The following is a 24,771-nucleotide window of genomic DNA, read 5'->3' on the forward strand; positions in this document are numbered from 1 at the left end:
CGACACGCCGCTCAAGCGCACGCCACCACCCCGCTTGCGGTGAGGTTGAGACGTGCCAGCCTGAGCCGGCCTGACAAAGAGAGAAACGATGGCCAGAAAACCCAACTACGACTTCGAACGCAAAGAGCGCGAACGGCTGAAAGACCTTAAGAAAGCCAAGCGTGCTGCCGAGAAAAAGGAAGCCCAGGAGAAGAAATCCGGGCAATCCGATGCATCCGGCGAAAATGACGGCCAAGCCCCGGTGACTCCGTCGTCCGAATGACGCATAGCGACAGCGTCACCCAATACGCCTAGACCACCAAGGATACAGAGCCATGGCTCAGAAGAAATCAAAAGGTAAAGGCGCGCGCTTTCAGGTGTTCAACGTCACCTATGAAGACGGGACGTTGTCATCGAATCGCCGGGTCGCCAGCGAACAGCTCGACCAGACCTTCGGCGAAGACTTGCTGGAACTGGCACGCAAAGCCATCGAGGCACAGGATAACGAGATTGCGGAACGCTCAAAGCAGCGTCCGGTAAGGATCAAGACGGTTTCCGCGGCCTGAGCCGTCACCCCAGTTTGTCGAGAAAATCCAATACCGCCTGACCGGCGCCGTGATCGAACAAATCGTTATGACCGGCGCCGTCGATCCACAATGCCTGTTTCGGCTGCTGCGCCGCGTCGAAGATCGTCCGGCCCTGCGCTTGCGGTAAAACCCGGTCCAGATCCCCGTGAATAATGAACAGCGGCGCCGAAATGCGCCCGATCTTGGCGAGGTTGTCATAGCGGTCGCGGACCAGCCAGCGCGCCGGCACATACGGATGGCGGAACTGCGCGGCGTCACCCATCGATGTAAACGGCGCTTCCAGAATGAGCGCCCGCACGGGCGTGCCGGCTTCTGCCAGTTCGAAAGCCATCTGCGTGGCAATGCCCGAGCCCAAGGATTCCCCGTACAGCACCATACGAGACGGATCGACGCCGTCGTCCGCCAGTTTCCGAACGGCGGCGCGGGCATCGGTATACAGCCCGCTTTCGGTCGGGCTGCCGGCATTGCCGCCGAACCCTCTGTAGCCTGTCAGCCACACCCCGTACCCGGCGTCGTGCCAGGGCGCGGCCTTGAAATCACGGTCCGCGATCGTCCCCGCATTGCCGTGAAAGAACACGATCACCGGCTTGCCGTCTTTGGCAGGCAGATACCAGGACTGCGGTTCGATGCCCGGCTCGCTTTGCAGCCGGTGCACTTCGGCCCCGCCGATCAAGGTTTCGCGGGCCGGCACCAATGCGCTGTCCGTATGGTACATGAGGTTGCGCTGAAACACGTAAAGCGAAACGATGATCAGTGCATATGCGCCCACCGCAGCCATGATGACCTGAAGCATGTTACGTCATCTACCCGGGGCCGGCCCGTTAGCGAGCGGGTTGGCCATTGTTGAACAGATAGGTTGGGAAAGGCTGGCTTTTCGCCGTTGTCGATACATCGGCGGCGCCGAGCGTACCGAAACTGCGCCCGGCCCCTGCCGGTTTCGGGGCCTCGAATGCGGGCGCCGCGATGCCCGCCGGTGTTGGCGGCCGGCTCGCCTGTGTCGCGTTGCTGCCGGCAACCGCGGTTTGGCAGTTGAAAACCGCCGTTGTGGGCGCCAGCAACGGGCAGAGATCATAGGTATGGCCAACGAATTGCGCCCCCAACCCGGCGCGCGCGCAATATTCTTCGGCAAGCGCCCTGATCTGCGACGGCGTTGCCTTTGACTTCGCGTAGCAGATATTCACCTCGCTGCCGACGGTGATTTCCGGGCCATCCGGAAACGTTTCCAGGTTCCGGTTTATCGTATACGGCTCATGCACATAGGGCGCGACACCGCTACACGCGGCGGCGCTCATCATCATGACGATCAGAGCAGGAACCCACAAAACCTTGTTCATGCCCTTCTATACCCCGCCAACGTTTGCGAAACAATAAAAGCACACCGATTGCGCGCGATCGTCGCTCATGACGTGCAAACGACGGTCACCGCGCTCGCCAACGCACTGGTTTACAATTTACCGGTTTCAATCATCGTCATAATTCCCCCTGTCCGCTTGCGCGTGACAGGCCAGACAATTTGACTTGGTGACGACCTTCGGGTCTTTCCACACGCGGTCCGGGAAGTTGTGCTCACGAAGAAATGCTGGGTTCTCGGTGATTTTCAGCGGCACGCCATCGGCGGCGACCCATTGCATGTACTTTCGGGCGATTCCCCGCCGCTGTACGTCGCCGGCGTTCTCGCTCAGATAGGCCCGGATCGCCGCGACCTGATCGGCCGGCAACGAGGCGTCTTCGCCGAAGTGGTCGGAAAGGTTGTTCATAATACGCTGCCACGAGCGCGCGGGCAGAAACGCCGGCTGGAACGCCATATGGCAACTTCCGCACTCCTTTTGAACCAGTTTGTCGGTCACCGGCGGTGCCCAGTCTTCGGCCAAAGCCGGCGCCGTCGAAGCGAGAAGAGCAGCGATAACGAATGAGTAGCGCATGATCTATTGTCCTGTCATGAAGGTGATGTAGTCGCCCTTTTCAAGCGGCGTGCAGGGACGGCCGAGAACGCTTTTGCAGTCCCGTTTGAACTGCTTCTCGACGTCGCCCGCATCGGTGAACCGGCTCGGGTTGACGGAAACGGCGACCGGATCGATCGGACGCCCCGTCTTGGCATTTCGCCCCGGGTTCTTCGGGTTCGCCGTGTGGCATGCGGTGCAGGACGGCGTCCGCGGATCGCCGGTGGACCATTTTGTACGGAACAGTTCTTCGCCGCGCGCCGCGGAAAAAGCGGTGAATGCCGGATCGGCGGCGCGTGCCTGGTTGGCGTAGCCGGCAACGATGGCGTCGCGCTCGGCGTCGCCGGCCATAACCAGTGTGGGGGCCAGTGTGGGGGCGATGACCGCCGCAGCAAAGATAAAGGGACGTAGCATTTGAATAACTCCTAGGCGTGCGTGAATGGCAGACGTTCGGTGAATTTCGTGACGGCTTGGCGGATGAATTTCTTGCCGCCGTACATAAAGGTGACAAAAGCGATGTGCCCGAAGACGATCCACAGGGATGCCTCGGAAATGGCCTCATGCGGATCTTCGAGCCAGGTCATCAAGGAGTCCGAAAGCGCGCCCGTCGCGGCGGCGGCGCCGATGACAATCAATAGCGCTGACGCGAACCAGGCGAAGAAAGGGTGGCGGCCCTTGCCACTGCCAAACCAGTCGCGCAGGCCGCCAAGTTTGGGACGAGGCAACTTGAGAAGTTTGCTGTTCGGCGCGATCAGGCCGACCAGAACCCGGACGACAATGGCTGCGAGAACGGCATACCCCGCAAACAAATGCATGCCGTAGGTATCTTCGTCAGCCGTCAGGTAAGCGACCAGGTAGCCGCCGCCGAACCATGCGTGCCAGAAGAGAAGAAGTGCTTGCTGTTGTTTGGGGGTCATCGTCCGCTCCTTGCCTTATTCAGTCGTAGTCGCGTTCTGCATGTTTGCGATGATGCTTCGATCTATCGCCGTAGTGCTCATCATCGCGGTCATCGTCGCGGTCTTTCCGGTAATCGTGGTCCCTTTCCTTATGTTCGGCCTTGTGTCCGTCCTTGTATTCGGACTTGTACCGGGCACCGTCGGCGATATAGCCGTTATTGCCGCCCATGCGGTTCCCCGCTTCGGCGTACTTGTTCGGGGCCGTATTTTCAGCCGTGAAGCCCTCGCTGGGGCCGGATGCGTAGACGGCCGCGGCAAAACCGATGACGGCGGCGGCAATTGTTCCTTGAATAAGCATTTTCTTAAGCATGTCGTTTGCTCCTGTGTTGCGATGAGGGGATGCTAACAGGGGCAACCTGAACGAGCTCTGATCGGCCTGTTCATGTACGGTTCATGCAAAAACGGCTATCTTCGTCGCATGCAGCGATTCATGATACTCATTCTCACCTGTTTACTGAGCGTCGCTTTCGTGCCTGCCCGGGCCGACGGCGACGGCGAACATCGACGCGGCTATGAACGCGACGATGACCACGACCGTGCCCGCCGCGCCCTGGAACGCGGCGAGATACTGCCGCTGACGGATATCCTCAAGCGTGCGAACAGTGAATACCCGGGACAATTGATCGAGGCGGAACTCGATGACGAACACGGCAGAATGGTTTACGAACTCGTCATCATATCAAAAGCGGGCCGTGTCTTTAAATTGTACTATGACGCGGGTAACGGTGAGCTGTTGAAGGTAAAGGGGCGAGACTAGCACGAATGAGAGTTCTGATCGTCGAGGACGAGGCCGCGCTGGCTTTTCGGTTGCAACAGGTGTTGGAAGCGGCAGGCTTTTCCGTAGACGTCGCTTACGACGGCGAGGAAGGCTGGCACTTGGGCGATACGGAACCGTACGATGCGGTGGTGCTCGATCTGGGGCTGCCGCGCATCGACGGCATTTCTGTCCTGAACCGTTGGCGTGAAGACGGGCACACAATGCCTGTGCTGATCCTGACGGCACGTAGCCGCTGGTCGGAAAAAATGGCAGGCTTCAATGCCGGCGCCGACGATTATCTGGTCAAGCCGTTCGAGATGGAGGAAGTCGTCTACCGGCTGCGTGCATTGATCAGGCGCGCTTCCGGTCATGCACAGCCGGAACTGACCTGCGGCGCCCTCAGGCTCGATACCAATGGCGGGCGCGTCAGCGTAGACGGCGTGCCGATCCAACTGACGGCGCAGGAATTTCGCATTCTTTCCTATCTGATGCATCACGTGGATCAAATCGTCAGCCGGACAGAACTCGCGGAACACACCTACGACCGTCATTTCGATCTCGATTCAAACACGCTGGAGGTACTGATCGGTCGCATACGCAAAAAGATCGGTGCCGCGTACATTCAAACGGTTCGCGGTCAGGGTTACAAACTGACAGGGCCGGAGGCGTGACGGTGGACAAGGCGCACGAGCGTGCGACGGCATCTTTATCGACGCGATTGATTCTCGGGGCGGCCGTCTGGCTGGTTCTGATCCTGGCGCTCGGCGGCGGTGTTCTGACCTGGGCATTTCGCGATGCGGTCGAAAGCGAATTCAGCCGACGCCTGGACGCGGTCCTGCACAGTATGATCGCCACGTTGGCGACGACAGCGGACGGCCAGCTGACGATGACGCATCCCCTTGGCGATCCGCGCTTCGAACAAGTCTATTCCGGCTGGTATTGGCAGATTGCAGAACCGTCCGGAACGTTATTGCGGTCCCGTTCTTTGTGGGACAGTACGCTTTCGTCCGCCGGCAGCGATACAGGACTGCGTTTAAGCCGGACTGTAGGTCCGAACGGCGAACCGGTTCTTGTGGCGGAGCGTGACATCCAGCTCCCCGACATCGACGGCACCCTCCATGTCATGGTCGCCGGCGACCTGCGCGAAGTCAGCGACGGCGTGCGCCGCTTCAACCTCATCCTGATGAGTGCTCTCGGGCTGCTGGGGCTCGGTCTGGTTTTGGCGATCCTGATCCAGGTCCGTTTCGGTCTGCGGCCGTTACGCGCGTTGACGGTGGACCTCGATGCCGTCAGGCGGGGCATACATCCACGGCTGGCAACGCGATATCCGAAAGAGATCGCACCGTTGGCACATGCAATGAACGGTGTCCTCGACAACGATGCAGAGCTGATTGAGCGGGCCCGGCGTCATGTCGGAAACCTGGCACACGGCCTGAAGACGCCGCTCGCCGTCATCATGGCGGAAATGGAAGGAGAGCCGGACCGGCATGTGTTGCGCGAACAGGTTCAGATGATGCGGCGGCTGATCGAGCATCACCTCGGGCGCGCATCGGCGGTCGCCGGTGCCGGCGGGCGCATCGGTACCGTGACCCCGGTCGCGAAAACGGCGCACGAGATTGCGGCGGTTCTCGGCAAGGTGTTCGCGGACAAGAACGTCGTCATCGACATAGACGTCAATGATTCGGCCGTTTTCCCGGGACACCGTGAGGATCTGGAGGAAATTCTCGGCAATCTCATGGAGAACGCCTGTAAATGGGCCTCATCGCGCATTCGGGTCTCAGCCCGGCTGCAGGAAGAGTATATGGTGCTGAGCATCGAGGATGACGGACCGGGCATGCCCGCCGAGCAAGCGGCGGAAGCTTCCAGACGCGGCAAGCGCTTCGACGAGATTGCACCCGGATGGGGGCTCGGTCTTTCAATCGTTTCCGATCTGGTTGAGATTACCGGCGGCACTTTGTCATTTGCCACGTCGCCACTCGGCGGTCTGGAAGTTTGTGTCAGTTTTCCCCTTCCCTGAGGCGAATGTTTGCCGATAGGCAAGCGCGTGGATTTAGTTTAAATTTTGCAGTTGAGCCACCGCTTCCGGTGCGTACAACGAATTGTGCCATTAAAGCATTGCGCAACTTCACTTGTATGCGGGGTTGTCTCGAACCTGGCCCAACCATGATTTGGGTATGCTTTGAAATCTCACGGACGTGATGAAAGGCAGAAACAGAATGACGCAGGAATACATCCCCTGGTCAGATAAATACCGAACAGGCATTCGATTAATCGATATTGATCACAGATCGCTTTTCTCGACCATCAACCAAATGCACGAGAAAATTCAGGAAAACGCCCCCATACAGGAGCTTCAGCAAACGACGACGGAGCTACTGCGTTATGCCAATGAGCACTTTGAACGCGAAGAGCAGCTCATGTTTCAATATGGATATCCCGGCCTGACGGCGCACCGCAGAAAGCACCACGACTTCATTCGTATGGTATATGCGATCCGCAAGATCGAGCTTGAACAACCGGACCGGCTGGACTTTGATAAACTCCTGTCTTTTCTGGCCGGTTGGTTAAAGCGGCATGTTATGGGCGTTGACCGTGAATACATTCCTTTTTTGACGGGGACCGCAAACCGCCGCGCAACGGATTGGCTGGAAACATCCACTCAGGAAGATGGAGAATCCCCTGAGAGAGAAGGCGATAGAGAAGTCAGCATAACCCTGAAAATAAAACTCTCTTCCATCTCTACGCTAAGGCGCTGTGCAAGGACCCTGAACGCCGGGGGTGAAAAAGCGCAGGCCATCGAAGAAATAACCGATCCCATCAAGGATATCGAATTTGATGATGCAATCCAGATTGCGGAAATCGTCTTGAAGAGCTGAAAAAAGCGTCCGGCAACTGAATAGCACGCCGCTGACTTACGGATCAGCGTGCGATGCCGGACATGCCTTTAAACAGCCGCAGCATCTCCATAAAATCCACGCGGTCCTGATTGACGTCGAAGTGGAACCGCAGGTTGCCCGTTTTCGGTTCCAGACTGAGATCGAACGGCCCCTGACAATGTCCGTTGCACCAGGCTTTGAGGTTCAGGAACGCTTCTTGCGGTGTGTATTTCTTGCCCTCCAACAGGCCGCGCCGGTCGCCGCCCGAGCGCCGTTCCTTGTGCGCGCGGCGCTCCTTGTCGGCGGGCCAGTCCTGTTTCGACTGACGGCGGTCGATGCCCGAGCGCCGGTCGGAATGCTTGCGACGGGATGGCGTGTCATCCGGGATGGCGTCTTCGCCCGCCCCCGGATGCGCTGGCGCGGTTGGCGGTTCCAATTGCACCACACCTTCCAGGCACAGGCTTTTATCCAGGCACGCTTGCATGGCGCTGAACATCTGATCGCGATGCTCGGCGTTTTCGAGCGCGTCGGCGACGCCGAGCGCCAGTAGCTGGCGGCAAATGCACTTCTCGAGAATCTCATCCGTCATGGGATCAGGATAAACCGGGCTGTCCGGGAAAGCATGCGGGAATTAAATGCGCACGGACTGCCCGCCGCAAACCCGGCGAAGCGCGATGCACCGGCAGCCGCGTGGATGTCCTTGGATTCCCTGGCGAATGGCGACATGATCGGCGAAACAGACCCTGAATATCAGTCCGCCACGATCATGAAGACAACTCAACGGCTCAGCTTCGGGCGACTGCCCGACATTCCCCCCGGTCAGATCATTGCACATATGTCCGATCCCCGTGTCGCGGCGCATATGCCTCTGCTGACGTTCCAATGGAACCGCGACACGCTGGCGGCCTTCATCGCCGCAAAAGAAGAATGCTGGCGGCGTGACGGGTTGGGGCACTGGGCCATTCTTTGCGACGGCGACTATGTCGGATGGGGCGGTTTTCAGAAAGAAGGCGATGAATGGGATTTCGGGCTGGTGCTGAAACCCGAATTTTTCGGCCTTGGGCCCAGGATCGTCAAAACGGCGCTGGCATTCGCCAGGGCCGATACGCGGGTTCCATACGTGACCTTTCTGCTGCCGCCGTCGCGCCCCCACCTGCGGGGGCTTGCCAAATTTGGGGCCAGGTTCGTCGGCGAGGTCGAACACGAAGGCGCAAGCTTCCGGAAATATGTCCTGGAGACCACGACGCCCTCACCTTGAGCGGCGCGGCGGGCTGAATAAAAGCGCGCCGGGGGTGCTCCAAAACCGTGCGTTTTCCGTATCTTGAAGATAAAGTCCGGTAGTTTCGCAGGAGAACCGCATGACCGAGCCGATCCTCATCGCCATGACCGGTGCGTCCGGGGCCATCTATGGCATCGAGACGCTGCGCCTGTTGCGCGACATCGGCCAGCCGGCGCATCTGATCCTGTCCGAGGTCGCGCGCCGCACCATTGAAATCGAGACCGATGTCGGCATCGACGAAATCAAGGCGCTGGCCGAGGTCGTGCATTCCAACAAGGATCAGGCGGCATGCGTGTCCAGCGGCTCGTACCGGACCCGTGGCATGCTGATCGCGCCGTGTTCCATCAAGACGCTGTCGGGCATCGCCAACAGCTACGCCGACAACCTGATCATCCGCGCCGCCGACGTGTGTCTGAAGGAACGCCGGCGTCTGGTGCTGATGGTCCGCGAAACCCCCTATCATGCCGGTCATATCGACCTGATGCGCCGCGCCACCGATGCCGGTGCGGTGATCTTTCCGCCGATGCCGGCATTTTACGCGCGCCCGAAAAGCATCGAGGAACTGGTGCGCCAGAGCGTCGGCCGCGCGCTCGACCTGTTCGGGATCGAGCACGAGCAAATCAACCGCTGGATGGGGCCGGATAAACACGAATGATTTCGCTTTCCCGGAACCGCGCGAACGCGAGGTGTCCGGGACCTATTTCAATACTGCACCAAGCCGAGCCATGGGTCCCGGCTCTCCGCGCCAGGCACGCCGGCCGGGATGACGAGAAAAAATTAGAACGCGGCTCTAGAGCACCGGGCCCTTTTGCACCATCGCGACGAAGTCCGCAGAGGGCATTATTTTTGGTGGCAACGCCGAGAACCCCAAATACGTCCCTCACAGGACGCCGCCTAGGGCGGTCGTCGTACATGGAATCTAACTCAAAAGCTCAAACATATCGGGAAATCTTATCTCCGATTTCTCTTTACAGATGTTCCACTTCTCAGAAGAATATATCCCTTGGATGATTGAGAGTAAATTTCTTTGAAAAACACTCGCGACACTCCGCGAAAAGAAAATTCTGATGGCACTGAGTTTATTGGCAGCCGCGAAGGCTTATCAGCGTTCTTAGCAGATGAATCAAAGGTCGGTTCGATTGCGCGGACACGTTTAAGGGCAAGTGATCGCGTAATAGCTAGAGTTACAGATGGAATTTATCGTCAACCAGGTTCCGCGCTTCGAGAATTGATTTCGAACGCTTGGGATGCCGATGCCAATCGCGTCGATGTGTTTACGGATGTTCCTCGTTTTTCGAGCATTCGGGTCACTGACGATGGTGCCGGGATGTCGTACGAGACTCTTGCGCGTCTATTGACGAGCATAGGTGGAAGCGCAAAGCGAACGAAAGAAGCTCGGGAACTCGGGGTTTCTGACAAATATGACACAAACCGAACACCGGGGGGGCGGCCATTTATCGGTAAAATCGGGATCGGGCTCTTTGCTGTTTCACAATTGGCAAGGACCGTGAAATTGGTAACGAAACGCTCAGGTACCAATTACCGCCTTGTCGCAGAAATAAAAATTCGACCATTCTCCGAGTCAGATCCAGCGTCACAGGATGATGGTGATGATGATACCTTTGCAAATGGTGATGTCCTGATTACCCGAGAACTTGCAGATGATGATGAAGCCCATGGCACAGATATTTTTCTCTCTGATTTGAAGCCAAGAGTTCGCGAGATGCTCCGTAGTGCGGATCGATGGCGAGATATCGACGAACAAAACGAATACTTAAAAGCTCTTGATTTTGAAGCTGCGTCTGCAATGCGCGTTGAAGTGCCTAGTTACCACTCCGGCTGGATAGCCAAAATGCCATCCAAAGGTGAAGTTACGGCAGTCTTAGATGAACCAGCCAAGTATCCATGGGAAGCCCAAGATTGTGCATTGACGCGCATGACCAAATTGGTAGATGCCGTTGAAGCCGAGTTTGCAGAAAGCCGTGCTCGTCCAGATTTGGCTAAAACTCTTGATACTTATTTAGAGATGATATGGACCTTGGCGTTGTCTGCGCCGGTCCAGTACATAGATCGACATCCATTTGACCTTACCTCAGAAGACGAAACAGATGTTTATTGGCTCTCGAACCAAAGCCGCGGCAAGGCAACTTATGTTGAACTAAAACCGCACGAAACCATCAGGCAAGCAGTAGCGAGAAGAGCCCCCGGCAATCCAAACTTGGAAAGCGGCTTGGATGCCGTTGAGGGCGGCTTTAGCGTCTATGTCGATGGAATAGAATTACGGCGCCCTGTGAGGTTTCGTTTCATTCGGCCAGATGGTCGTGGGTTTATGGACCGGTCTATGATGTTCGTTGGGCGCTTTGCGCCTGACCTATCAAATGTCGCCCCAGATTTACGCGGCGGCGATCTAGCCTTTGAAGCATATCTCTTCTGGAATGGACGGATAGTGCCAAAAGAAAATAACGGTGTCCTCGTTCGTATTCGAGGCGCAAGTGGTGCGCTCTTTGATCCATCATTTTTTAAATACCAAGTCTCTGAACAAACAAGATTGCGGCAGATAACCTCCGAACTCTTTGTAGATCATGGATTAGATGCAGCTCTAAACATTGACCGTGAAGGTTTTAATTTTGCTCATCCGCATGTCCAATTAGCAACTGTGTGGCTTCATCGTGCAATTAAACAACTCACTAATCGACACAAAGAGTTAGGTGCGCAGAGAAGAGCAGGAAGACGAGAAGAAGAGAACGATGCGGTCCAGTCATTTGCTGACAAAATTTGGTTATCGCAGCGCTCTGACGAAGAACCCCCTCAAATTCAGATTGCTCGCGACGAAGGAAGTGCTCGTTCTATAAGGCGAGACGGGTACATGACATTTTCACGAGATAAATTGCCGATACTGAATACTGGTTCTGCTCTTCAGAAAAGCGAAAGAGAATCGAAAGCAATAGCGATAGCAAAAATATTGGCAGCGTTCGGGGTGTTTGATGAAAAATCTTATACAGAACAACAATCGCTAATTAATTCGATCCTCGCTGTATTTTATGGGTCGAGTAAAAATGAGTGAGATCGACGATCAGAGTGAAGACCCAGCAGAAGACATTGACGCAGTTTTTGGAGATGATCCACAACTAGCGAATGAAACATATTTGACCGAGCTTGTGCAAAAGAAGCGGGAATTCGCGCCTTGGCACCATCCAGTCAAACAGATCGTTCGTATTGAACAATGGGCCAGCCTAGCCAATCGTTTAATAAGAGATAGAGATTTCAATAGTCCGCTACGGTATTTCACTTTACCAGGACCAGATTTATTGGATGTCCGAGTCCTTGCTGAAGTTTGTGCAAAGAAAGGCATCTCTATTGATTACTTTGGGTTTAACTCTTCGATTGCTACGGTTCCCGGGCAATCTGGACATGTCGAATCCGATAGAATATTTATGGCGGAGTCAGCAATACGACAAAGTGGGGTTAGCACACCAACAGCCTATATCATGCCTGATAGATTAGAAGACATAGCGAACCAAGAATCACATGCTTTTGCAAAGCTACAGCAACAACAGCCATTTGACATAGTAAATATTGATGCATGCAATCACCTAGCCTTTCGATCAGAAGGAAGACAGCACAGCATCTTTGATGCATTAAATTCACTCCTTCGTCATCAAATGCCAGCAAAAGCACCTTGGCTCCTTTTCATCACAACTCGCGCTGAACCTGCTTTACTGGATGACACGGCCGTAGAATTTGACCGGGCAATAGCAGAAAATCTTCGTATATCTGCTGATAATTTCGGGCAGGCTCTTGCTGAAGCAATTGGAGCACCGAGAAATAATATAGGTGCTGCGCTGAAGGCAGTCTGGACAAGAAATGATATTGAATTTTTAAAAATATTTACAATTGGTTTGTCCAAATATTTACTTCAATATTTTCATACGCAACCAAATCTTAGGGCAGGTGTCGAGTTAGCGAGCGCATATTGCTATAGAGTTTACGGGCCGGCTCCTGATATGGCAGCTCTCGCATTCCGCATCACTCCAGGTGGTGTCCAAGCTATTCAACCAATGGCTTCTGGAGCAGTCGTCATACCTGATCTTGAAGAGCAACAAGCCATCAGAGTTGTGCAGAAAGCTGCCAAAATAAGAAATATTGATGAGTCGTTGGAAAGCGATGAAGGATTGCGAAAATCCGCAGTTGATGGAACAAAAATCCTCTTAGGAGGTTCAAATTACGACCTTGATGCATGGGAGATATGGGTAACTGAGCATTCTGAACGCCCAATAAGGATAAAAGCATAAACTTCTGGATGAGGGGGCGGCCACAACCATTACGCGGCAGATTTTTGGCGTGTGTCTTTAGCTTTGTCTGGCCCAATAAATTGCTCAGAGATTGAGTCGGCAATTGCCTTCGCTAATGGTGGGGGCACCGCCTCACTTACCTGATCAATTTGAGACGAAAGCGTTCCGAGCAATTGATATTCATTTGGGAATCCCTGCAGCAACATTGCCTCATATACACTCAAACGCCTATGGCAATTAGGATGAACATGGACTTCTCTGTTGCCATAAGCGACCGTAAGACTTGGTTTATTCCAGTCTAAAACTTTAAAGCTGCGCTTGCTACTATCACCAGATCGCAATGCTCCTGGTGTATGGAATCGAGAAGATACGGGGTTCATACACCAGTGATTTGGATGTTCTGGGTTTTGCTGAGCATCAATGCCACGCTTGAAGTACATAGGTTCCTTTAATCGCCCAATGGAATTTTTGACGGTAAGGTTATTGGTTGACTTCATGGATGGTTCAGGGCTCTCCCATATGGAGTTTGAGTAAATTGATCGATTGATACCTACTACAATTAGGCGTTTTCGCTTTTGTGGAATTCCAAAATCTACGGCATTCAACTCGGCTGAAGACACAGCGAAACCAGCACTCTCAATAGCTTTAATAAATGCATTATACTTAGCCTCATGCTTGCCCTTTGAAAAACAAGTGACATTCTCAAATACTAGAAAATGGACAGGATTCCGATTGTTCAAATCTCGCAGAACTCGGACATACTCTAAAGGCAATGAATGTCTGGGGTCATTTGGGTCATATGCAGAGCGATTGGCTTTACTAAAACTTTGGCACGGCGATCCGCCAATAATACCAATTGGTTTAAATATTCCACCAAAATCAGAATCAATTTTTTTCAGCGTAACTTTGCGAATATCAGCGACGTAGCCATTGTTATCGGGTGCGCGGTTGTAATTGTAGGAAGCAATACTGTCTGCATTGATGTCATATGCTACGGGAATTTTGAACCCGGATTGTTCAAAACCCAAATCCATCCCACCAGCCCCCGCAAACAAACTCAGAAGCACGCCTTTTTCTCCCAAAAATTATCGTTTTGAATTTTTGAAAGTACTCTAAAACGCGTTACCTTGGTAAGCCCAAATCTACAGATTTCAACATTTTTCCGACAAATATAAAAAACAGAACGGGATCTGAACCTGATTACAGACAATAATTTAGGATGCCTACAGCGCCGGTCCCTTGTTCACCATTGCGACAAAATCTTCCGCCGTCAGCGGTTCGCTGATCAGGTAACCCTGCACCTCGTCGCAGTCGCGCCAGCGCAGATAGCTGAGCTGCTCTTCCGTCTCGACGCCTTCGGCGACGACGTTCATTTCCAGGCAATGACCGACGGCGATGACCGCCGAGGCCAGACCGCCGCCTTCGGGCTTGCTGATGTCGCTGACGAAGGTGGTGTCGATCTTGATGCCGTCGAGGGGGAAATTGCGCAGATAACTGAGCGAGGCATAACCGGTGCCGAAATCGTCCGCCGACAGGTGCACGCCGAGCGCGCGGATGTCACTGAGCGAGCGTATGACGTCCTCCGCGCCTTCCATGACGGCGCTTTCGGTGATTTCCAGTTCCAGGGAGTCCGGCTCGATCCCGGTCTCGTTCATGATCTGCACCAGATCGTCATAAAACGACGAGCGGGCGATTTCACGGGCCGAGACGTTGACCGCGATCCTGAGGAAGGGCATGCCGTTTTTCTGCCAGCCGGCGAGCGTTTCGCAGGCTTCGAGCAGCACCATCCGGCCGATCGGATCGATCAGCCCGGCATCCTCGGCAAGCGGAATGAAGTCGGCCGGCATGATGATGCCGGAATCCGGGTCCTGCCAGCGCACAAGCGCCTCGGCGGCGACGATCTCGCCGGATGCCAGCGATACCTTCGGCTGGTACATAAGCTGCAATTGCCCGTCCTCGATGGCGCGGCGCAGCTTGTTGACCCGGGAACGGCGTTCGCGGATCTCGACGCCGGTGGAGTTGCTATAGAACTGATACGTGCCGGCGCCGGTCTGCTTGGCCAGGTCGACGGCGGTTTGCGCATGGCCGATCAGCTCATCCGCATCGTTACCGCTCTCCGGCGCTTCGGCAATGCCGACACTGGCCGTCAGCAGGATCGGGGCGCGCACCCCCTTGATCTGATACGGGACCGCGATGGCGGCGATCAGCCGTTGCGCCACGGCATTGATCTGTTCATGGCTGCGGATGTCGGAAATGGCGACGATGAACATGTCTTCCTGCAACCGGCCGATGATGTTCGATGCCCGTAGGCTGCGTCCGAGCCGGCGCGCCGTCTCGATCAGGACCTGATCGCCGGCGGCGCGGCCGTGTTCGCGGTTGACGGCGTCGAACCCGTCGAGATCGAGACACAGCAGGGTCACCTGACGCTCGCCGTTCTTTGCCGCCTGCAGATCGAGGCTGAGGCGGCGGATCACCAGATCGCGTCCCGGAAGACTGGTCAACGGATCGTAGGTGGACGTATCTTTTCCGGCGCCACTGTCGGTTACATCCAGTACCCGAGCCGTCGCCACCCAGCCAGCGATCCCGCCCAGCCGGTCATAGGCCGGGTTGAGCTGCAGACGGACCGTTCTGCCGGGCAATGCTTCAAGCCTGGCTTCCCAGGCACAGCCATTGACGATGGCATCATCGATTTTGGCCGCCGCCGGTTTCATGACCTCGGCCAGCCTGCGCCCGAGCAACTTGCTTTGATGCGTTTCCAGAAGTTCTTCCATGCCCGCGTTGACCGATGTAATGCGCGCTTCGTCATCGAGGGTTGCGCACGCATCCTCCATCAGATGTAAAAGCGCCGACATGAACACGGCGTCTCTTTCTACTGATTTTGCGGGTGGCGTATCGGATGGCGGCATGCCGTTGCCTCTGGTTTTTCATTTTGCGAGAGGGTAAGGCTTATATCGGCAAAAACAAGTTAATGCATCCCGCCAATTCCGGAACTAAGACATGCTGATGCAGTTTTTTGCAGGGCAGCGGTTGCTGCAGACGGCTTGAAGAAACGGGCCGTCCGTGCCAGCTTATTCATCAGGAGATTTTGCCATGACCATACGCCGACATCACGATATGGGCGGCCTCGATGCCGGACCCGTCGAAGCCAGCGAACACGATTACGCCATTTGGGAAAAGCGTGTCGACGCCATTGTCAAAGTACTGTCAACGCCCGGGCGGAAGCTGCTTTCCACCGACGAGCTGCGCCGCGGCATCGAGGAACTCGGCCCCGGTGTCTATGACGAACTCAGCTATTATGAGCGCTGGATCTCCTCGGCCACCAACATCTTGCTTGAAAAAGGCGTCATTACCGTCGACGAGCTCGGCACCAAGATGGCCGAGGTCGAGGCGCGCTGGAAGAAAGACCGGGAGCAAGCGTCTTGAGCCCCGTTGCGCAGACGAAATACAAACCGGGCGACCGGGTCAGGGTCCGCGAGGCTTTCCCGCCGGGCCATGTGCGCACGCCCTATTTCGTGCGTGGCCATAGCGGTGAGGTGCAGGAATTCGCCGGCAGCTATCCCAATCCCGAAGAGCTCGCCTATGGCCGCGACGGCAAACCTGAAATACCGCTTTACCGCGTTTCGTTCAGGCAGGCCGAGGTCTGGGGTGGCTATAACGGGCCGCCCGCCGACACCATCGTCATCGATATCTATGAACACTGGCTGGAGCCCAATCAATGAGCCACGACCACGATCATGGCCACGATCATGACCACGACGAGCCGCATCCCTATCAGCCGGACATCGAGGATTTCCCGTATTCCGAACGTATGGTGATGACCCAGGCGGTGGCCGAACTGATAGTCGAGAAAGGCATCGTCAGCGCCGATGAAATGCGCCAGCAGATCGAACTTATGGACAGCCGGGAACCTGGGCTGGGCGCCAAAATGGTAGCAAAGACCTGGGTCGATCCCGACTACAAAGCGAGAGTCCTGGCAGACGTCGGCAAGGCTGCCGCCGAGATCGGTATCGACATCGGCGAGATCCCGATCAAGGCCATTGAAAATACTGACGACGTTCATAACGTCGTTGTCTGCACCTTGTGTTCCTGCTACCCGCGCATGCTGATCGGCCTGCCGCCTGACTGGTACAAGTCACGCGCCTATCGCAGCCGCACCGTCAAGGAACCGCGCAAGGTTCTGGAGGAATTCGGCACACACATTCCGGAAAATGTCGAAGTCCGAGTACATGACTCGACCGCCGATCTCAGGTATATCGTTCTGCCGGCACGCCCTGCCGGCACCGAAGGCTGGGACGAGGAAAAGCTCGCAACCCTGATTACCCGCGACAGCATGGTCGGCGTCACGCCTGCCAGATCACCCGCAGACACCTGAACGCGCACATAATCGCGCAGAACCAACAAGAGGAAATAAATGCCCAACAAACCAGAATTCCAATGGGAAGACCCGTTCCTATTCGAGACGCAACTGAACGAAGAAGAGCGCATGGTCCGCGACACTGCGCGCGATTATGCGCAGGACAAGCTGATGCCGCGCGTGCTCGAAGCGTACCGCCATGAGCACTTCGATCCCGAAATCATGCGCGAATTCGGCGAACTGGGGCTGCTCGGCCCGACAATCCCCGAGGAATACGGCGGCGCCGGTGTCAGCAATGTCTGCTATGGCCTGATCGCGCGCGAAGTCGAGCGCGTCGACAGTGGTTACCGCTCTGCCCTCAGCGTCCAGTCATCGCTGGTCATGCACCCGATCAATGCCTATGGCACCGAAGAGCAGAAACAGAAATACCTGCCGAAGCTGGCCACCGGCGAACTGATCGGCTGCTTCGGCCTGACCGAACCGGATTTCGGTTCCGACCCAGGCGGCATGTCGACCCGCGCCGAGAAGATCGACGGCGGCTACAAACTGACCGGTTCCAAGATGTGGATTTCCAACGCCCCCATCGCCGATGTGTTCGTGATCTGGGCCAAGCTCGACGGCAAGGTGCGCGGCTTCATTCTGGAAAAAGGCATGAAGGGCCTGAGCGCCAACAAGATCGAAGGCAAGCTGTCGCTCCGCGCTTCGATTACCGGTGACATCTCCATGGACGGCGTCGAAGTCGGCGAAGATGCACTAATGCCCAACGTTTCCGGCCTGGCAGGGCCGTTCGGCTGCCTGAACAAAGCCCGCTTCGGCATCGCCTGGGGTGCGCTTGGCGCAGCGGAATTCTGCTGGCATGCCGCACGTTCCTATACTTTGGAACGCAAACAGTTCGGCCGCCCGCTCGCCAACAATCAGCTGATCCAGAAAAAACTCGCCGACATGCAGACGGAAATCACCATCGGCCTGCAAGCAGTACTGCGCGTCGGCCGGCTTCTGGACGAAGACAATTGCGCGCCCGAGAACATCTCGCTGATCAAACGCAATTCGACCGGAAAGGCGCTGGATATCGCGCGCATGGCCCGTGATATGCACGGCGGTAACGGCATTGCCGACGAATACCATGTGATGCGTCATATGATGAATCTGGAAACAGTCATCACTTATGAAGGCACGCATGATATTCACGCGCTGATACTCGGGCGGGCACAAACCGGTCTGCAGGCCTTTACCGGCTAATCTGTCTGCGGGCGGTCCTGCGCATGTGCAGCATGTGGACGCATGGGGACGCGAATGCAACTCGACGTCATATTCGATACGGTCTGTCCGTGGTGCTATATCGGAAAGCGCCGGCTTGAGCGCGCGCTTGCGCTCAGGCCGAACGCGGATGTCCGCATCCGCTGGCGCCCGTTCATGCTGAATCCCGATATGCCTGCGGGCGGCATCGACCGCACCGCTTATCTGATCAAGAAATTCGGCAGTGAAACCCGGGTGCGTCGCGTTTACGGTGCAATCGGCGAAGCCGGACAATCGGTCGAAATCGACTTTGCCTTCGAACGCATCCACCGCACACCGAATTCGGTCCCGTCGCACCGCCTGATCCGTTACGCGGCGCAAAGTATCGAGGTGTCTCCTCTCGTCGAGCAATTGTTCAGCGCCTATTTCATAGACGGCATCGACATCGGCAAGACCGAAACCCTGGCCGAGATCGGCGCATCGTTCGATCTTGATCCTGAAGCGCTTGGAAAATACCTCGAAAGCGATGCTGATGTTGCGGAGATTTACGAGGAAAATGCCCGGGCGCACAGGCTTGGTATTAATGGTGTCCCCGCATTTGCGTTCGAGGGGAACATGGTGATTTCGGGTGCGCAGGAACCCGAAGTTCTGGTCCGCGTGTTAGATGCCGCGAAAGCCGGTCATGATGTCGAACTGCGCCTGAATGAACCCCTTAGCGAGCCGACCGGCGAGCCCTTGGGGAACACCCGCCTATGAGCGCCCTGCACCAGCTCACAATGAGTTATATGCCGGAAGAAGACAGAATCCTGTTCCGCCTCGCGACCAAGGACAAAAAGGAATACCGACTTTTTCTGACACGCCGCTTCATTCATGTGCTTTGGGGTGCGCTCAAGCAGTCGTTCGAGAAAGATCAGGAACTGGCCAAATTCGTCGACAAGGATGTTCAGGAAGCAGTGCTCGGCATGAAGCATCAGGAAGCGGTACAGAGTACCGATTTCGACACACCGGCAGCCGAGGATACCGTCGATACCACGTCGAATTCAGGTCCCTTGCTGGTGATCGGCGGGAAAATACATCCGGGCGAGAAAATCACCGGCGTGACGTTCAAGACCGCGGACGGGGCGGACATCCGCTTCAATCTGAACGAACAGTTGATGCATGCGTTCTGCCACCTGATCGTGACGACAAGCTTGAAGGCCGACTGGAAGCTCGATCTTGCTCTGGGCAAGTCCAATGTCGTGGTTCCCAAGGGCGACGCCGTCGTGCACTAGTTGAAAGCGATCCGTTCTCATACCGGCGAGCTTTGCGGTGGCTGCCGATAAACCGGCACTCAGTCTCCGGCAAGGCAGGAAAGAACCGCGTCGGTCGAGCCCTGAATGTGTGGTGCAAGGAATGCGGCGGCTTCATCGCCCTTCCCGGCAAGAACGAGGTCCAGCAACTTTCGGTGCTCGGCAGATGACAGAGGCGCATTCCCGGAATGCCGCCACATATAGCCGAGATAGCGGGAACAGCGCCCGCGTAAGCCGCGGACGATATCAAGCGTTATCGGGCTTCCCGCTGGAATATAAATCGCATCGTGGAATGCATCATGTGCTTCCATGAGATCGCCGACCGTCTTTGCATTGGCAATATTGGTGAGCGCCGTCTCCGCCACAACCGCGTCTTCAGCCGTAAAGTTGGCTGCGGCTGCAGTGACCAGCTCAGCCTCCAATACGATACGCAGCCGCTGGGCCTCTTTCAGCTCGGCAGCGACGAGCGGTGCAACACGGACACCCCGATTTGGATAATGGACCACAAAATGCTCGGCGATGAGCTGGTTGAGCGCTTCACGTACAGGTGCCTGACTGACGCCAAACCTCTGGGCGATATGACTTTGCTTGATCGGCGAATCGGGTTCGATCTCGGCGGTGACGATATCCCTTCTCAGCGCATCCGCAATCCGCTCCGGGATTGAATGTTGGGGCTGAATGCCGAGCCCCGGTGCGGGCGCAATAACTGCCATGTGCTTGACTCCGTCTTGATGCGATTGAATATTATCGATTATCGATAATTTATCAAGAGGAATGAGCCATGCACCCAGGCAACTACGATGCCCTTACATTTGATGTCTACGGCACCCTGATCGATTGGGAACCGAATATCCTGAATACGCTCGGTGACTGGGCGAAACGGAACGATGTCTCAGCCTCCGGTGCAGAGCTGCTGGATGCATTCGACCGCGCGCGGGCCCATTACCAGACGTTATCGCCGTGCAGGGATTATCCGCGTATATTACGTTCGGCCTTTGCTTATATTGCCGATGAATATGGCGTCACCCCCGATCCTGCTGAGCAAGCCGTGTTCGCTCAATCAGTCGGTGGTTGGCCTCCCTATGACGATAGTGTCGATGCCCTCGCCCGCCTCAAGGAACGTTTTGTTCTTGGCGCCTATACCAACATGGACGATGCATCGTTCGCCAAATCCCATGCCCGCCTCGGCAATTGCTTCGAGATCATCGTCACGGCAGAGCGTGCACAGGCTTATAAGCCTGCCATGCGGCATTTCATACTCGGGCTGACCGATCTGGCGGCACGCGACATTCCGCCGCACCGGGTTCTGCATGTGGCGCAAAGTCTGCGCGCCGATGTCCGTCCGGCAAACCTTCTGGACCTTGATATCGTCTGGATTAACCGCACCGGGCGCGGTCTTGGACATTCCGGATACGGTGCGGAGCTGGCGGTGCCGATGGCAACCTTCGACAGCATGCAGGCATTCGTGGATGCGTTCCTCGGGTCCTAGGCCGCATCGGCGGTATTGACCTTGGCCAATTCTCCGGCCAGATACTCAAGGCCTTTCATGCGCTCTTTCGGCGTATCCCAGACGCGCGAGAAAACCAGCTTGTGATCGGGCCGCAGTTTTGCTGTACCCTTCTGCGCCGTCAGCCATTCGACGAGTTTCCCCGGGTCGGCGACCTGATCGTTGTGGAATTGCACCACGGCCCCCTTGGGACCGGCATCCAGTTTCGAGATACCGGCACGGCGGCAAAGCTGTTTGATCTTCACGACTTCCAGAAGGTTTTCCGCCTCAGCCGGTATAGGACCGAAGCGGTCGATCATTTCGGCCGCCGTCTGTTCGATTTCGTCGGCGTCCTTGAGCCATGCAATACGCCGATAGAGCCCCATCCGCACCGTCAGATCGGACACATACCAGTCCGGGATCAACACCGGCATGCCGAGCGCCACCTGCGGCGACCACTCGCCTTCGTCATGCCCCGAAAGTCCGCGCGCATCGGCGACGGCTTCTTCCAGCATCTGCTGGTAAAGTTCGATCCCCACTTCGCGGATATGGCCGGACTGCTCGTCACCCAAAAGGTTGCCGGCACCGCGAATATCCAGATCGTGACTGGCAAGTGTGAACCCGGCGCCGAGACTGTCGAGCGTCTGCATGACCTCGAGACGTTTTTCCGCCGTCTTTGTCAGCAACTGTCCCGGCGGCAGGGTCAGATATGCATAGGCCCGTGTCTTGGAACGCCCGACACGGCCGCGAAGCTGATATAGCTGGGCCAAGCCGAACATATCGGCACGATGAATGATGATGGTGTTGACGGCCGGCAGATCAAGACCGCTTTCGATGATGTTGGTCGAAAGCAATACATCGAACGCACCGTCGTAGAAGCGCGAGATGGTATCCTCGATCGTGGCCACGGGCATCTGTCCGTGAACCATCGTCATCTTTACCTCGGGGACAAGCTCACGCAGCCGGTCGGCAACCTTCTCCAGGTCATTGATGCGCGGACACACATAGAACGTCTGCCCGCCCCGGTACTGTTCGCGCAGAATGGCTTCGCGGACGATCACCGGATCGAACGGCAGAACGAACGTACGCACGGCCAGACGGTCAACCGGCGGAGTCGCGATCAGGCTCATTTCACGGATACCCGTAAGCGCCATCTGCAGGGTGCGCGGAATCGGCGTTGCGGTTAGCGTCAGCACATGTACGTCGGCACGGAGCGCCTTCAGGCGTTCCTTGTGCGCCACGCCGAAGTGCTGCTCTTCATCGACGATCAGCAGCCCCAGATCGCGAAACCCGACATCCTTGGCCAACAGGGCATGCGTCCCGATGACGATATCGACGTCACCTTTCTTCATCCCGTCCTTGGTTTCGAGCATATCCTTCTGGGTCACCATGCGGGACAACTGCCGGACGCGGACCGGGAAGCCCCGGAAGCGTTCGGCAAAGGTCATGTAATGCTGGCGGCAAAGCAGCGTTGTCGGCACGACGACGGCGACCTGCTTGCCTTCCATGGCGACGGCGAAAGCGGCCCGCAGCGCAACTTCGGTCTTGCCGAAGCCGACATCACCGCAAACAAGCCGGTCGGTCGGGCGGCCTTTCTGCAGGTCGCCAAGGACATCGGAAATGGCTTCGAGCTGATCTTCGGTTTCATTGAATGGGAAGCGCGCGGCAAATTCATCGTACGCCCCTTCATGGGTAACGAAACGATGCGCGGTCTTCAATTCCCGCGCAGCGGCGATCTTGATCAGTTCGTCCGCCATTTCGCGGACCCGTTCCTTCATCTTTGCACGACGCGCCTGCCATACGGCTCCACCCAACCGGTCCAATTGCACGCCAGCGTCTTCGGAACCGTAACGCGTCAGCAGATCGACGTTTTCGACCGGCAGGAACAGCTTGGCATCACCTGCGTATTTGAGCTGCAGGCAATCGTGCGGTGCGCCGCCGACCTCGATGGTTTCCAGATTGATGAACTGGCCGATGCCGTGATCGACATGCACGACAAGATCGCCCGGCACCAGTGATGAAACCTCGGCGATGAAATTCTCCGGGCGTATCCGGCGCCGGCCCGGCCGGGCCATGCGCTCGCCCAGCATGTCGCTTTCGGTAATGACCGTAAGATCTGCGAAGTTAAATCCCCGGTCGAGACCGATAACGCCCGTGACCGTCTCGCCCGGTTTGGCATCGTCATGGTCGGCAGCACGCTGTTCCGGCGCACCGTGCTCGACCAGCAGATGCTTTAGCCGTTCCTGGGAGCCTTCGCTGAAGCATGCAATGACGATGCGCTTGCCGTTCGCGGCAAACGCGCGAACATCCTGTGCCACCGCTTCATAAACGTTGGCGTTGGGGTCGATCCTCACATCGGCGTAATCGCGCGCGATGGTGGCGCCGATATCCATGCCGCCGGTCTCGAAAGGTGAAAGGTCCGCGACCGCGCGGCCCTTGAAGCCCGCCTGCACAGCCTCTGCGTCAACAAACATATGGTCGGGATGCACAGGCCGGTACGGCACGCCACTGTCGACATCGGATATGGTCTGACGTGCGGTGAAGTATTCAGAGATCAGATCACGTCTGGCCTGCATCGCCGGTTCGGCCTGGTGATCAAGCAGAACGGCAGCGCCCGGCAGATAGTCGAACAGCGTTTCCAGCTTGTCGTGAAACAACGGTAGCCAGTGTTCGAACCCCTGATGGCGGCGACCTTCGCTGATTGCTTCGTAGAGCGGATCATCCGAGCCGGATGTCTGGAACATCTCTCGGTACTTGGTGCGAAAGCGCGAGATTGCGTCTGTATCCAACGGGGCTTCGCTGACCGGGGTCAGGGTGACGGTGTCGATTTCACCGGTCGATCGCTGTGTCGCCGGATCGAAGGTACGCAGCGTATCCAACTCATCGCCGAAGAAATCCAGCCTGATCGGCCCGCCCGCGCCCGCCGGATAGACATCGACGATACCGCCCCTAACCGCGTATTCGCCGGGCTCGGTCACGGTTTCGATGCGGTTAAAGCCGAAACGCTCCAACTCGCGGACCAGTTCGTCCGGTTCGATGCGCGTACCGTGTGCAAGCTCTTTGCCCGCACCTTCGAGAAAATGCCGCGGCGGCACTTTCTGCAACAGCGCCGACACCGTTGTCAGGACCAGCCGACCATTCGGCGATGGCGCGATAAGGCGGCCGAGTGCGGCGAGCCGGCGGCCGACCAGTGCACGGCGCGGCGAAACCCGGTCATACGGCAGACAATCCCAGGCTGGCAGTTCGATGACCTCGATTTGAGGCGCGAAAAACGCGGCGATGGCGGCGCGGCGTGCCAGCCCCGCATCGTCGCGAAGTACAAACAGCACATCGCGCCCTGCCCCTGCTGCATGGCCTGCCAGTTCTGCGGCAAGCAGAACGTCCGCACCTTCGGGGGCACCGCCGACGTCATTTCTGCCGGGTGCGAGAATTTTCTCTACGGGAATGCTCACAGCGTGCCGTTGAACTCTTTGATCATGCGCAACAACGGGCTGTCGACCATGTCCGGTGTCGGCTCGCGGCCGGTGACCCAGTTATAGAGATCGTTGTCGGAATGATTCATGAGGTTTTCGAACTGATCGGCTTCACTTTCGCTCAGATCCGCAAGCCGGGCCAGTGCGAACCGGCCCAAAAGCACGTCGTTCTCCTTCATGCCGCAGTGGGTTGCGCGGTAAATCAGGCGTTTTCGGCGAGCGTCCACGACCTCAGTCCTTTTCCATGTTTGTCAGTGCGCCTAGGAT

29 protein-coding genes are annotated in these 24,771 nt (G+C 56.7%); 17 read left to right on the plus strand and 12 right to left on the minus strand.

Translation table 11 applies throughout. The annotated features are described in order from the left end of the window. Window positions 1–88: 88 nt before the first annotated feature. Both L2D14_12370 and L2D14_12375 read left to right on the plus strand, forming a co-directional pair. Complete coding sequence (locus L2D14_12370) at window positions 89–262, plus strand: hypothetical protein (protein ID WNJ98661.1); 174 nt, start codon at window positions 89–91, stop codon at window positions 260–262. Between the two features lie 52 nt (window positions 263–314). After that, the gene (locus tag L2D14_12375; GenBank protein WNJ98662.1) at window positions 315–545 is read left to right on the plus strand and encodes a hypothetical protein; all 231 of its coding nucleotides are present in this window, start codon (window positions 315–317) and stop codon (window positions 543–545) included. Between the two features lie 4 nt (window positions 546–549). On the opposite strand, the gene L2D14_12380 is transcribed toward L2D14_12375, so the two are convergent. The 6 genes from L2D14_12380 to L2D14_12405 all read right to left on the minus strand — a co-directional run bounded on the left by L2D14_12380 (window position 550) and on the right by L2D14_12405 (window position 3,772). Then, the gene (locus L2D14_12380; GenBank protein ID WNJ98663.1) at window positions 550–1,359 is read right to left on the minus strand and encodes an alpha/beta hydrolase; all 810 of its coding nucleotides are present in this window, start codon (window positions 1,357–1,359) and stop codon (window positions 550–552) included. A 28-nt stretch (window positions 1,360–1,387) separates the two neighbouring features. After that, window positions 1,388–1,900, minus strand: a complete 513-nt coding sequence (locus L2D14_12385) for a hypothetical protein (GenBank protein WNJ98664.1) — start codon at window positions 1,898–1,900, stop codon at window positions 1,388–1,390. Between the two features lie 126 nt (window positions 1,901–2,026). Beyond that, window positions 2,027–2,488 carry a diheme cytochrome c gene (locus L2D14_12390; GenBank protein WNJ98665.1) on the minus strand — a complete coding sequence of 154 codons (462 nt, stop codon included), beginning with the start codon at window positions 2,486–2,488 and terminating at the stop codon, window positions 2,027–2,029. Window positions 2,489–2,491: 3 nt separating this feature from the next. After that, on the minus strand, window positions 2,492–2,920 hold the full coding sequence (locus L2D14_12395) for a DUF1924 domain-containing protein (GenBank protein WNJ98666.1): 429 nt from the start codon (window positions 2,918–2,920) through the stop codon (window positions 2,492–2,494). Between the two features lie 11 nt (window positions 2,921–2,931). After that, complete coding sequence (locus L2D14_12400) at window positions 2,932–3,423, minus strand: cytochrome b/b6 domain-containing protein (protein WNJ98667.1); 492 nt, start codon at window positions 3,421–3,423, stop codon at window positions 2,932–2,934. 19 nt (window positions 3,424–3,442) lie between these two features. Then, a complete protein-coding gene (locus L2D14_12405) occupies window positions 3,443–3,772 on the minus strand; it encodes a hypothetical protein (protein WNJ98668.1) in 330 nt (109 codons plus the stop codon). A 120-nt stretch (window positions 3,773–3,892) separates the two neighbouring features. Here L2D14_12405 and L2D14_12410 point away from each other — a divergent pair, with 120 nt between their 5' ends. The 4 genes from L2D14_12410 to L2D14_12425 all read left to right on the plus strand — a co-directional run bounded on the left by L2D14_12410 (window position 3,893) and on the right by L2D14_12425 (window position 7,095). Further along, window positions 3,893–4,219, plus strand: coding sequence for a PepSY domain-containing protein (locus tag L2D14_12410; GenBank protein ID WNJ98669.1), 327 nt, complete (start codon window positions 3,893–3,895; stop codon window positions 4,217–4,219). Between the two features lie 5 nt (window positions 4,220–4,224). Continuing rightward, entirely contained in the window at window positions 4,225–4,890 is a 666-nt protein-coding gene (locus tag L2D14_12415; GenBank protein WNJ98670.1) for a response regulator transcription factor, read from the plus strand. A gap of 2 nt (window positions 4,891–4,892) precedes the next feature. Then, window positions 4,893–6,236, plus strand: a complete 1,344-nt coding sequence (locus L2D14_12420) for a sensor histidine kinase (GenBank protein ID WNJ98671.1) — start codon at window positions 4,893–4,895, stop codon at window positions 6,234–6,236. Window positions 6,237–6,435: 199 nt separating this feature from the next. Continuing rightward, entirely contained in the window at window positions 6,436–7,095 is a 660-nt protein-coding gene (locus tag L2D14_12425) for a bacteriohemerythrin (GenBank protein ID WNJ98672.1), read from the plus strand. 43 nt (window positions 7,096–7,138) lie between these two features. On the opposite strand, the gene L2D14_12430 is transcribed toward L2D14_12425, so the two are convergent. Continuing rightward, window positions 7,139–7,684, minus strand: coding sequence for a hypothetical protein (locus L2D14_12430; GenBank protein WNJ98673.1), 546 nt, complete (start codon window positions 7,682–7,684; stop codon window positions 7,139–7,141). 33 nt (window positions 7,685–7,717) lie between these two features. Here L2D14_12430 and L2D14_12435 point away from each other — a divergent pair, with 33 nt between their 5' ends. The 4 genes from L2D14_12435 (at window position 7,718) to L2D14_12450 (ending at window position 12,666) form a co-directional block, all read left to right on the plus strand. After that, the gene (locus tag L2D14_12435; protein ID WNJ98674.1) at window positions 7,718–8,353 is read left to right on the plus strand and encodes a GNAT family N-acetyltransferase; all 636 of its coding nucleotides are present in this window, start codon (window positions 7,718–7,720) and stop codon (window positions 8,351–8,353) included. Window positions 8,354–8,453: 100 nt separating this feature from the next. Next, complete coding sequence (locus L2D14_12440) at window positions 8,454–9,029, plus strand: UbiX family flavin prenyltransferase (protein WNJ98675.1); 576 nt, start codon at window positions 8,454–8,456, stop codon at window positions 9,027–9,029. 372 nt (window positions 9,030–9,401) lie between these two features. After that, window positions 9,402–11,438, plus strand: coding sequence for an ATP-binding protein (locus tag L2D14_12445; protein ID WNJ98676.1), 2,037 nt, complete (start codon window positions 9,402–9,404; stop codon window positions 11,436–11,438). Continuing rightward, complete coding sequence (locus tag L2D14_12450) at window positions 11,431–12,666, plus strand: hypothetical protein (protein ID WNJ98677.1); 1,236 nt, start codon at window positions 11,431–11,433, stop codon at window positions 12,664–12,666. Before L2D14_12445 ends, L2D14_12450 begins: the two co-directional genes overlap by 8 nt. Before the next feature lie 29 nt (window positions 12,667–12,695). Here L2D14_12450 and L2D14_12455 read toward each other — a convergent pair whose 3' ends face one another. Together L2D14_12455 and L2D14_12460 are read right to left on the minus strand one after the other, a co-directional pair. Then, on the minus strand, window positions 12,696–13,733 hold the full coding sequence (locus tag L2D14_12455) for a DNA cytosine methyltransferase (protein WNJ98678.1): 1,038 nt from the start codon (window positions 13,731–13,733) through the stop codon (window positions 12,696–12,698). 156 nt (window positions 13,734–13,889) lie between these two features. Beyond that, complete coding sequence (locus L2D14_12460) at window positions 13,890–15,518, minus strand: EAL domain-containing protein (GenBank protein ID WNJ98679.1); 1,629 nt, start codon at window positions 15,516–15,518, stop codon at window positions 13,890–13,892. Between the two features lie 238 nt (window positions 15,519–15,756). On the opposite strand from L2D14_12460, the gene L2D14_12465 reads away from it, so the two are divergent. The 6 genes from L2D14_12465 to L2D14_12490 are packed head-to-tail and all read left to right on the plus strand — an operon-like array spanning window position 15,757 to window position 19,527. Then, complete coding sequence (locus tag L2D14_12465) at window positions 15,757–16,089, plus strand: nitrile hydratase subunit beta (protein ID WNJ98680.1); 333 nt, start codon at window positions 15,757–15,759, stop codon at window positions 16,087–16,089. Further along, complete coding sequence (locus L2D14_12470; GenBank protein ID WNJ98681.1) at window positions 16,086–16,385, plus strand: nitrile hydratase subunit beta; 300 nt, start codon at window positions 16,086–16,088, stop codon at window positions 16,383–16,385. The genes L2D14_12465 and L2D14_12470 overlap by 4 nt, the downstream gene beginning before the upstream one ends. Next, window positions 16,382–17,038 (plus strand): nitrile hydratase subunit alpha, encoded by a 657-nt coding sequence (locus tag L2D14_12475; GenBank protein ID WNJ98682.1) that lies wholly within the window; start codon window positions 16,382–16,384, stop codon window positions 17,036–17,038. Before L2D14_12470 ends, L2D14_12475 begins: the two co-directional genes overlap by 4 nt. Before the next feature lie 39 nt (window positions 17,039–17,077). Further along, a complete protein-coding gene (locus L2D14_12480) occupies window positions 17,078–18,259 on the plus strand; it encodes an acyl-CoA dehydrogenase (GenBank protein WNJ98683.1) in 1,182 nt (393 codons plus the stop codon). 54 nt (window positions 18,260–18,313) lie between these two features. Next, window positions 18,314–19,012 (plus strand): DsbA family oxidoreductase, encoded by a 699-nt coding sequence (locus L2D14_12485; GenBank protein ID WNJ98684.1) that lies wholly within the window; start codon window positions 18,314–18,316, stop codon window positions 19,010–19,012. Continuing rightward, window positions 19,009–19,527 carry a hypothetical protein gene (locus tag L2D14_12490; GenBank protein WNJ98685.1) on the plus strand — a complete coding sequence of 173 codons (519 nt, stop codon included), beginning with the start codon at window positions 19,009–19,011 and terminating at the stop codon, window positions 19,525–19,527. Before L2D14_12485 ends, L2D14_12490 begins: the two co-directional genes overlap by 4 nt. Before the next feature lie 59 nt (window positions 19,528–19,586). On the opposite strand, the gene L2D14_12495 is transcribed toward L2D14_12490, so the two are convergent. After that, a complete protein-coding gene (locus tag L2D14_12495) occupies window positions 19,587–20,258 on the minus strand; it encodes a GntR family transcriptional regulator (protein WNJ98686.1) in 672 nt (223 codons plus the stop codon). Between the two features lie 68 nt (window positions 20,259–20,326). On the opposite strand from L2D14_12495, the gene L2D14_12500 reads away from it, so the two are divergent. Then, window positions 20,327–21,034, plus strand: a complete 708-nt coding sequence (locus L2D14_12500) for an HAD-IA family hydrolase (GenBank protein WNJ98687.1) — start codon at window positions 20,327–20,329, stop codon at window positions 21,032–21,034. Here the strand turns inward: L2D14_12500 and mfd are convergent. Both mfd and L2D14_12510 read right to left on the minus strand, forming a co-directional pair. After that, window positions 21,031–24,483 carry a transcription-repair coupling factor gene (gene mfd / locus L2D14_12505; protein WNJ98688.1) on the minus strand — a complete coding sequence of 1,151 codons (3,453 nt, stop codon included), beginning with the start codon at window positions 24,481–24,483 and terminating at the stop codon, window positions 21,031–21,033. The two genes, L2D14_12500 and mfd, sit on opposite strands and share 4 nt — an antisense overlap. Then, entirely contained in the window at window positions 24,480–24,731 is a 252-nt protein-coding gene (locus L2D14_12510; GenBank protein ID WNJ98689.1) for a succinate dehydrogenase assembly factor 2, read from the minus strand. Before L2D14_12510 ends, mfd begins: the two co-directional genes overlap by 4 nt. Window positions 24,732–24,771: the final 40 nt, after the last annotated feature.

The organism is Thalassospiraceae bacterium LMO-JJ14 (genome assembly GCA_021555105.2).
GTDB lineage: Bacteria > Pseudomonadota > Alphaproteobacteria > Rhodospirillales > Casp-alpha2 > UBA4479.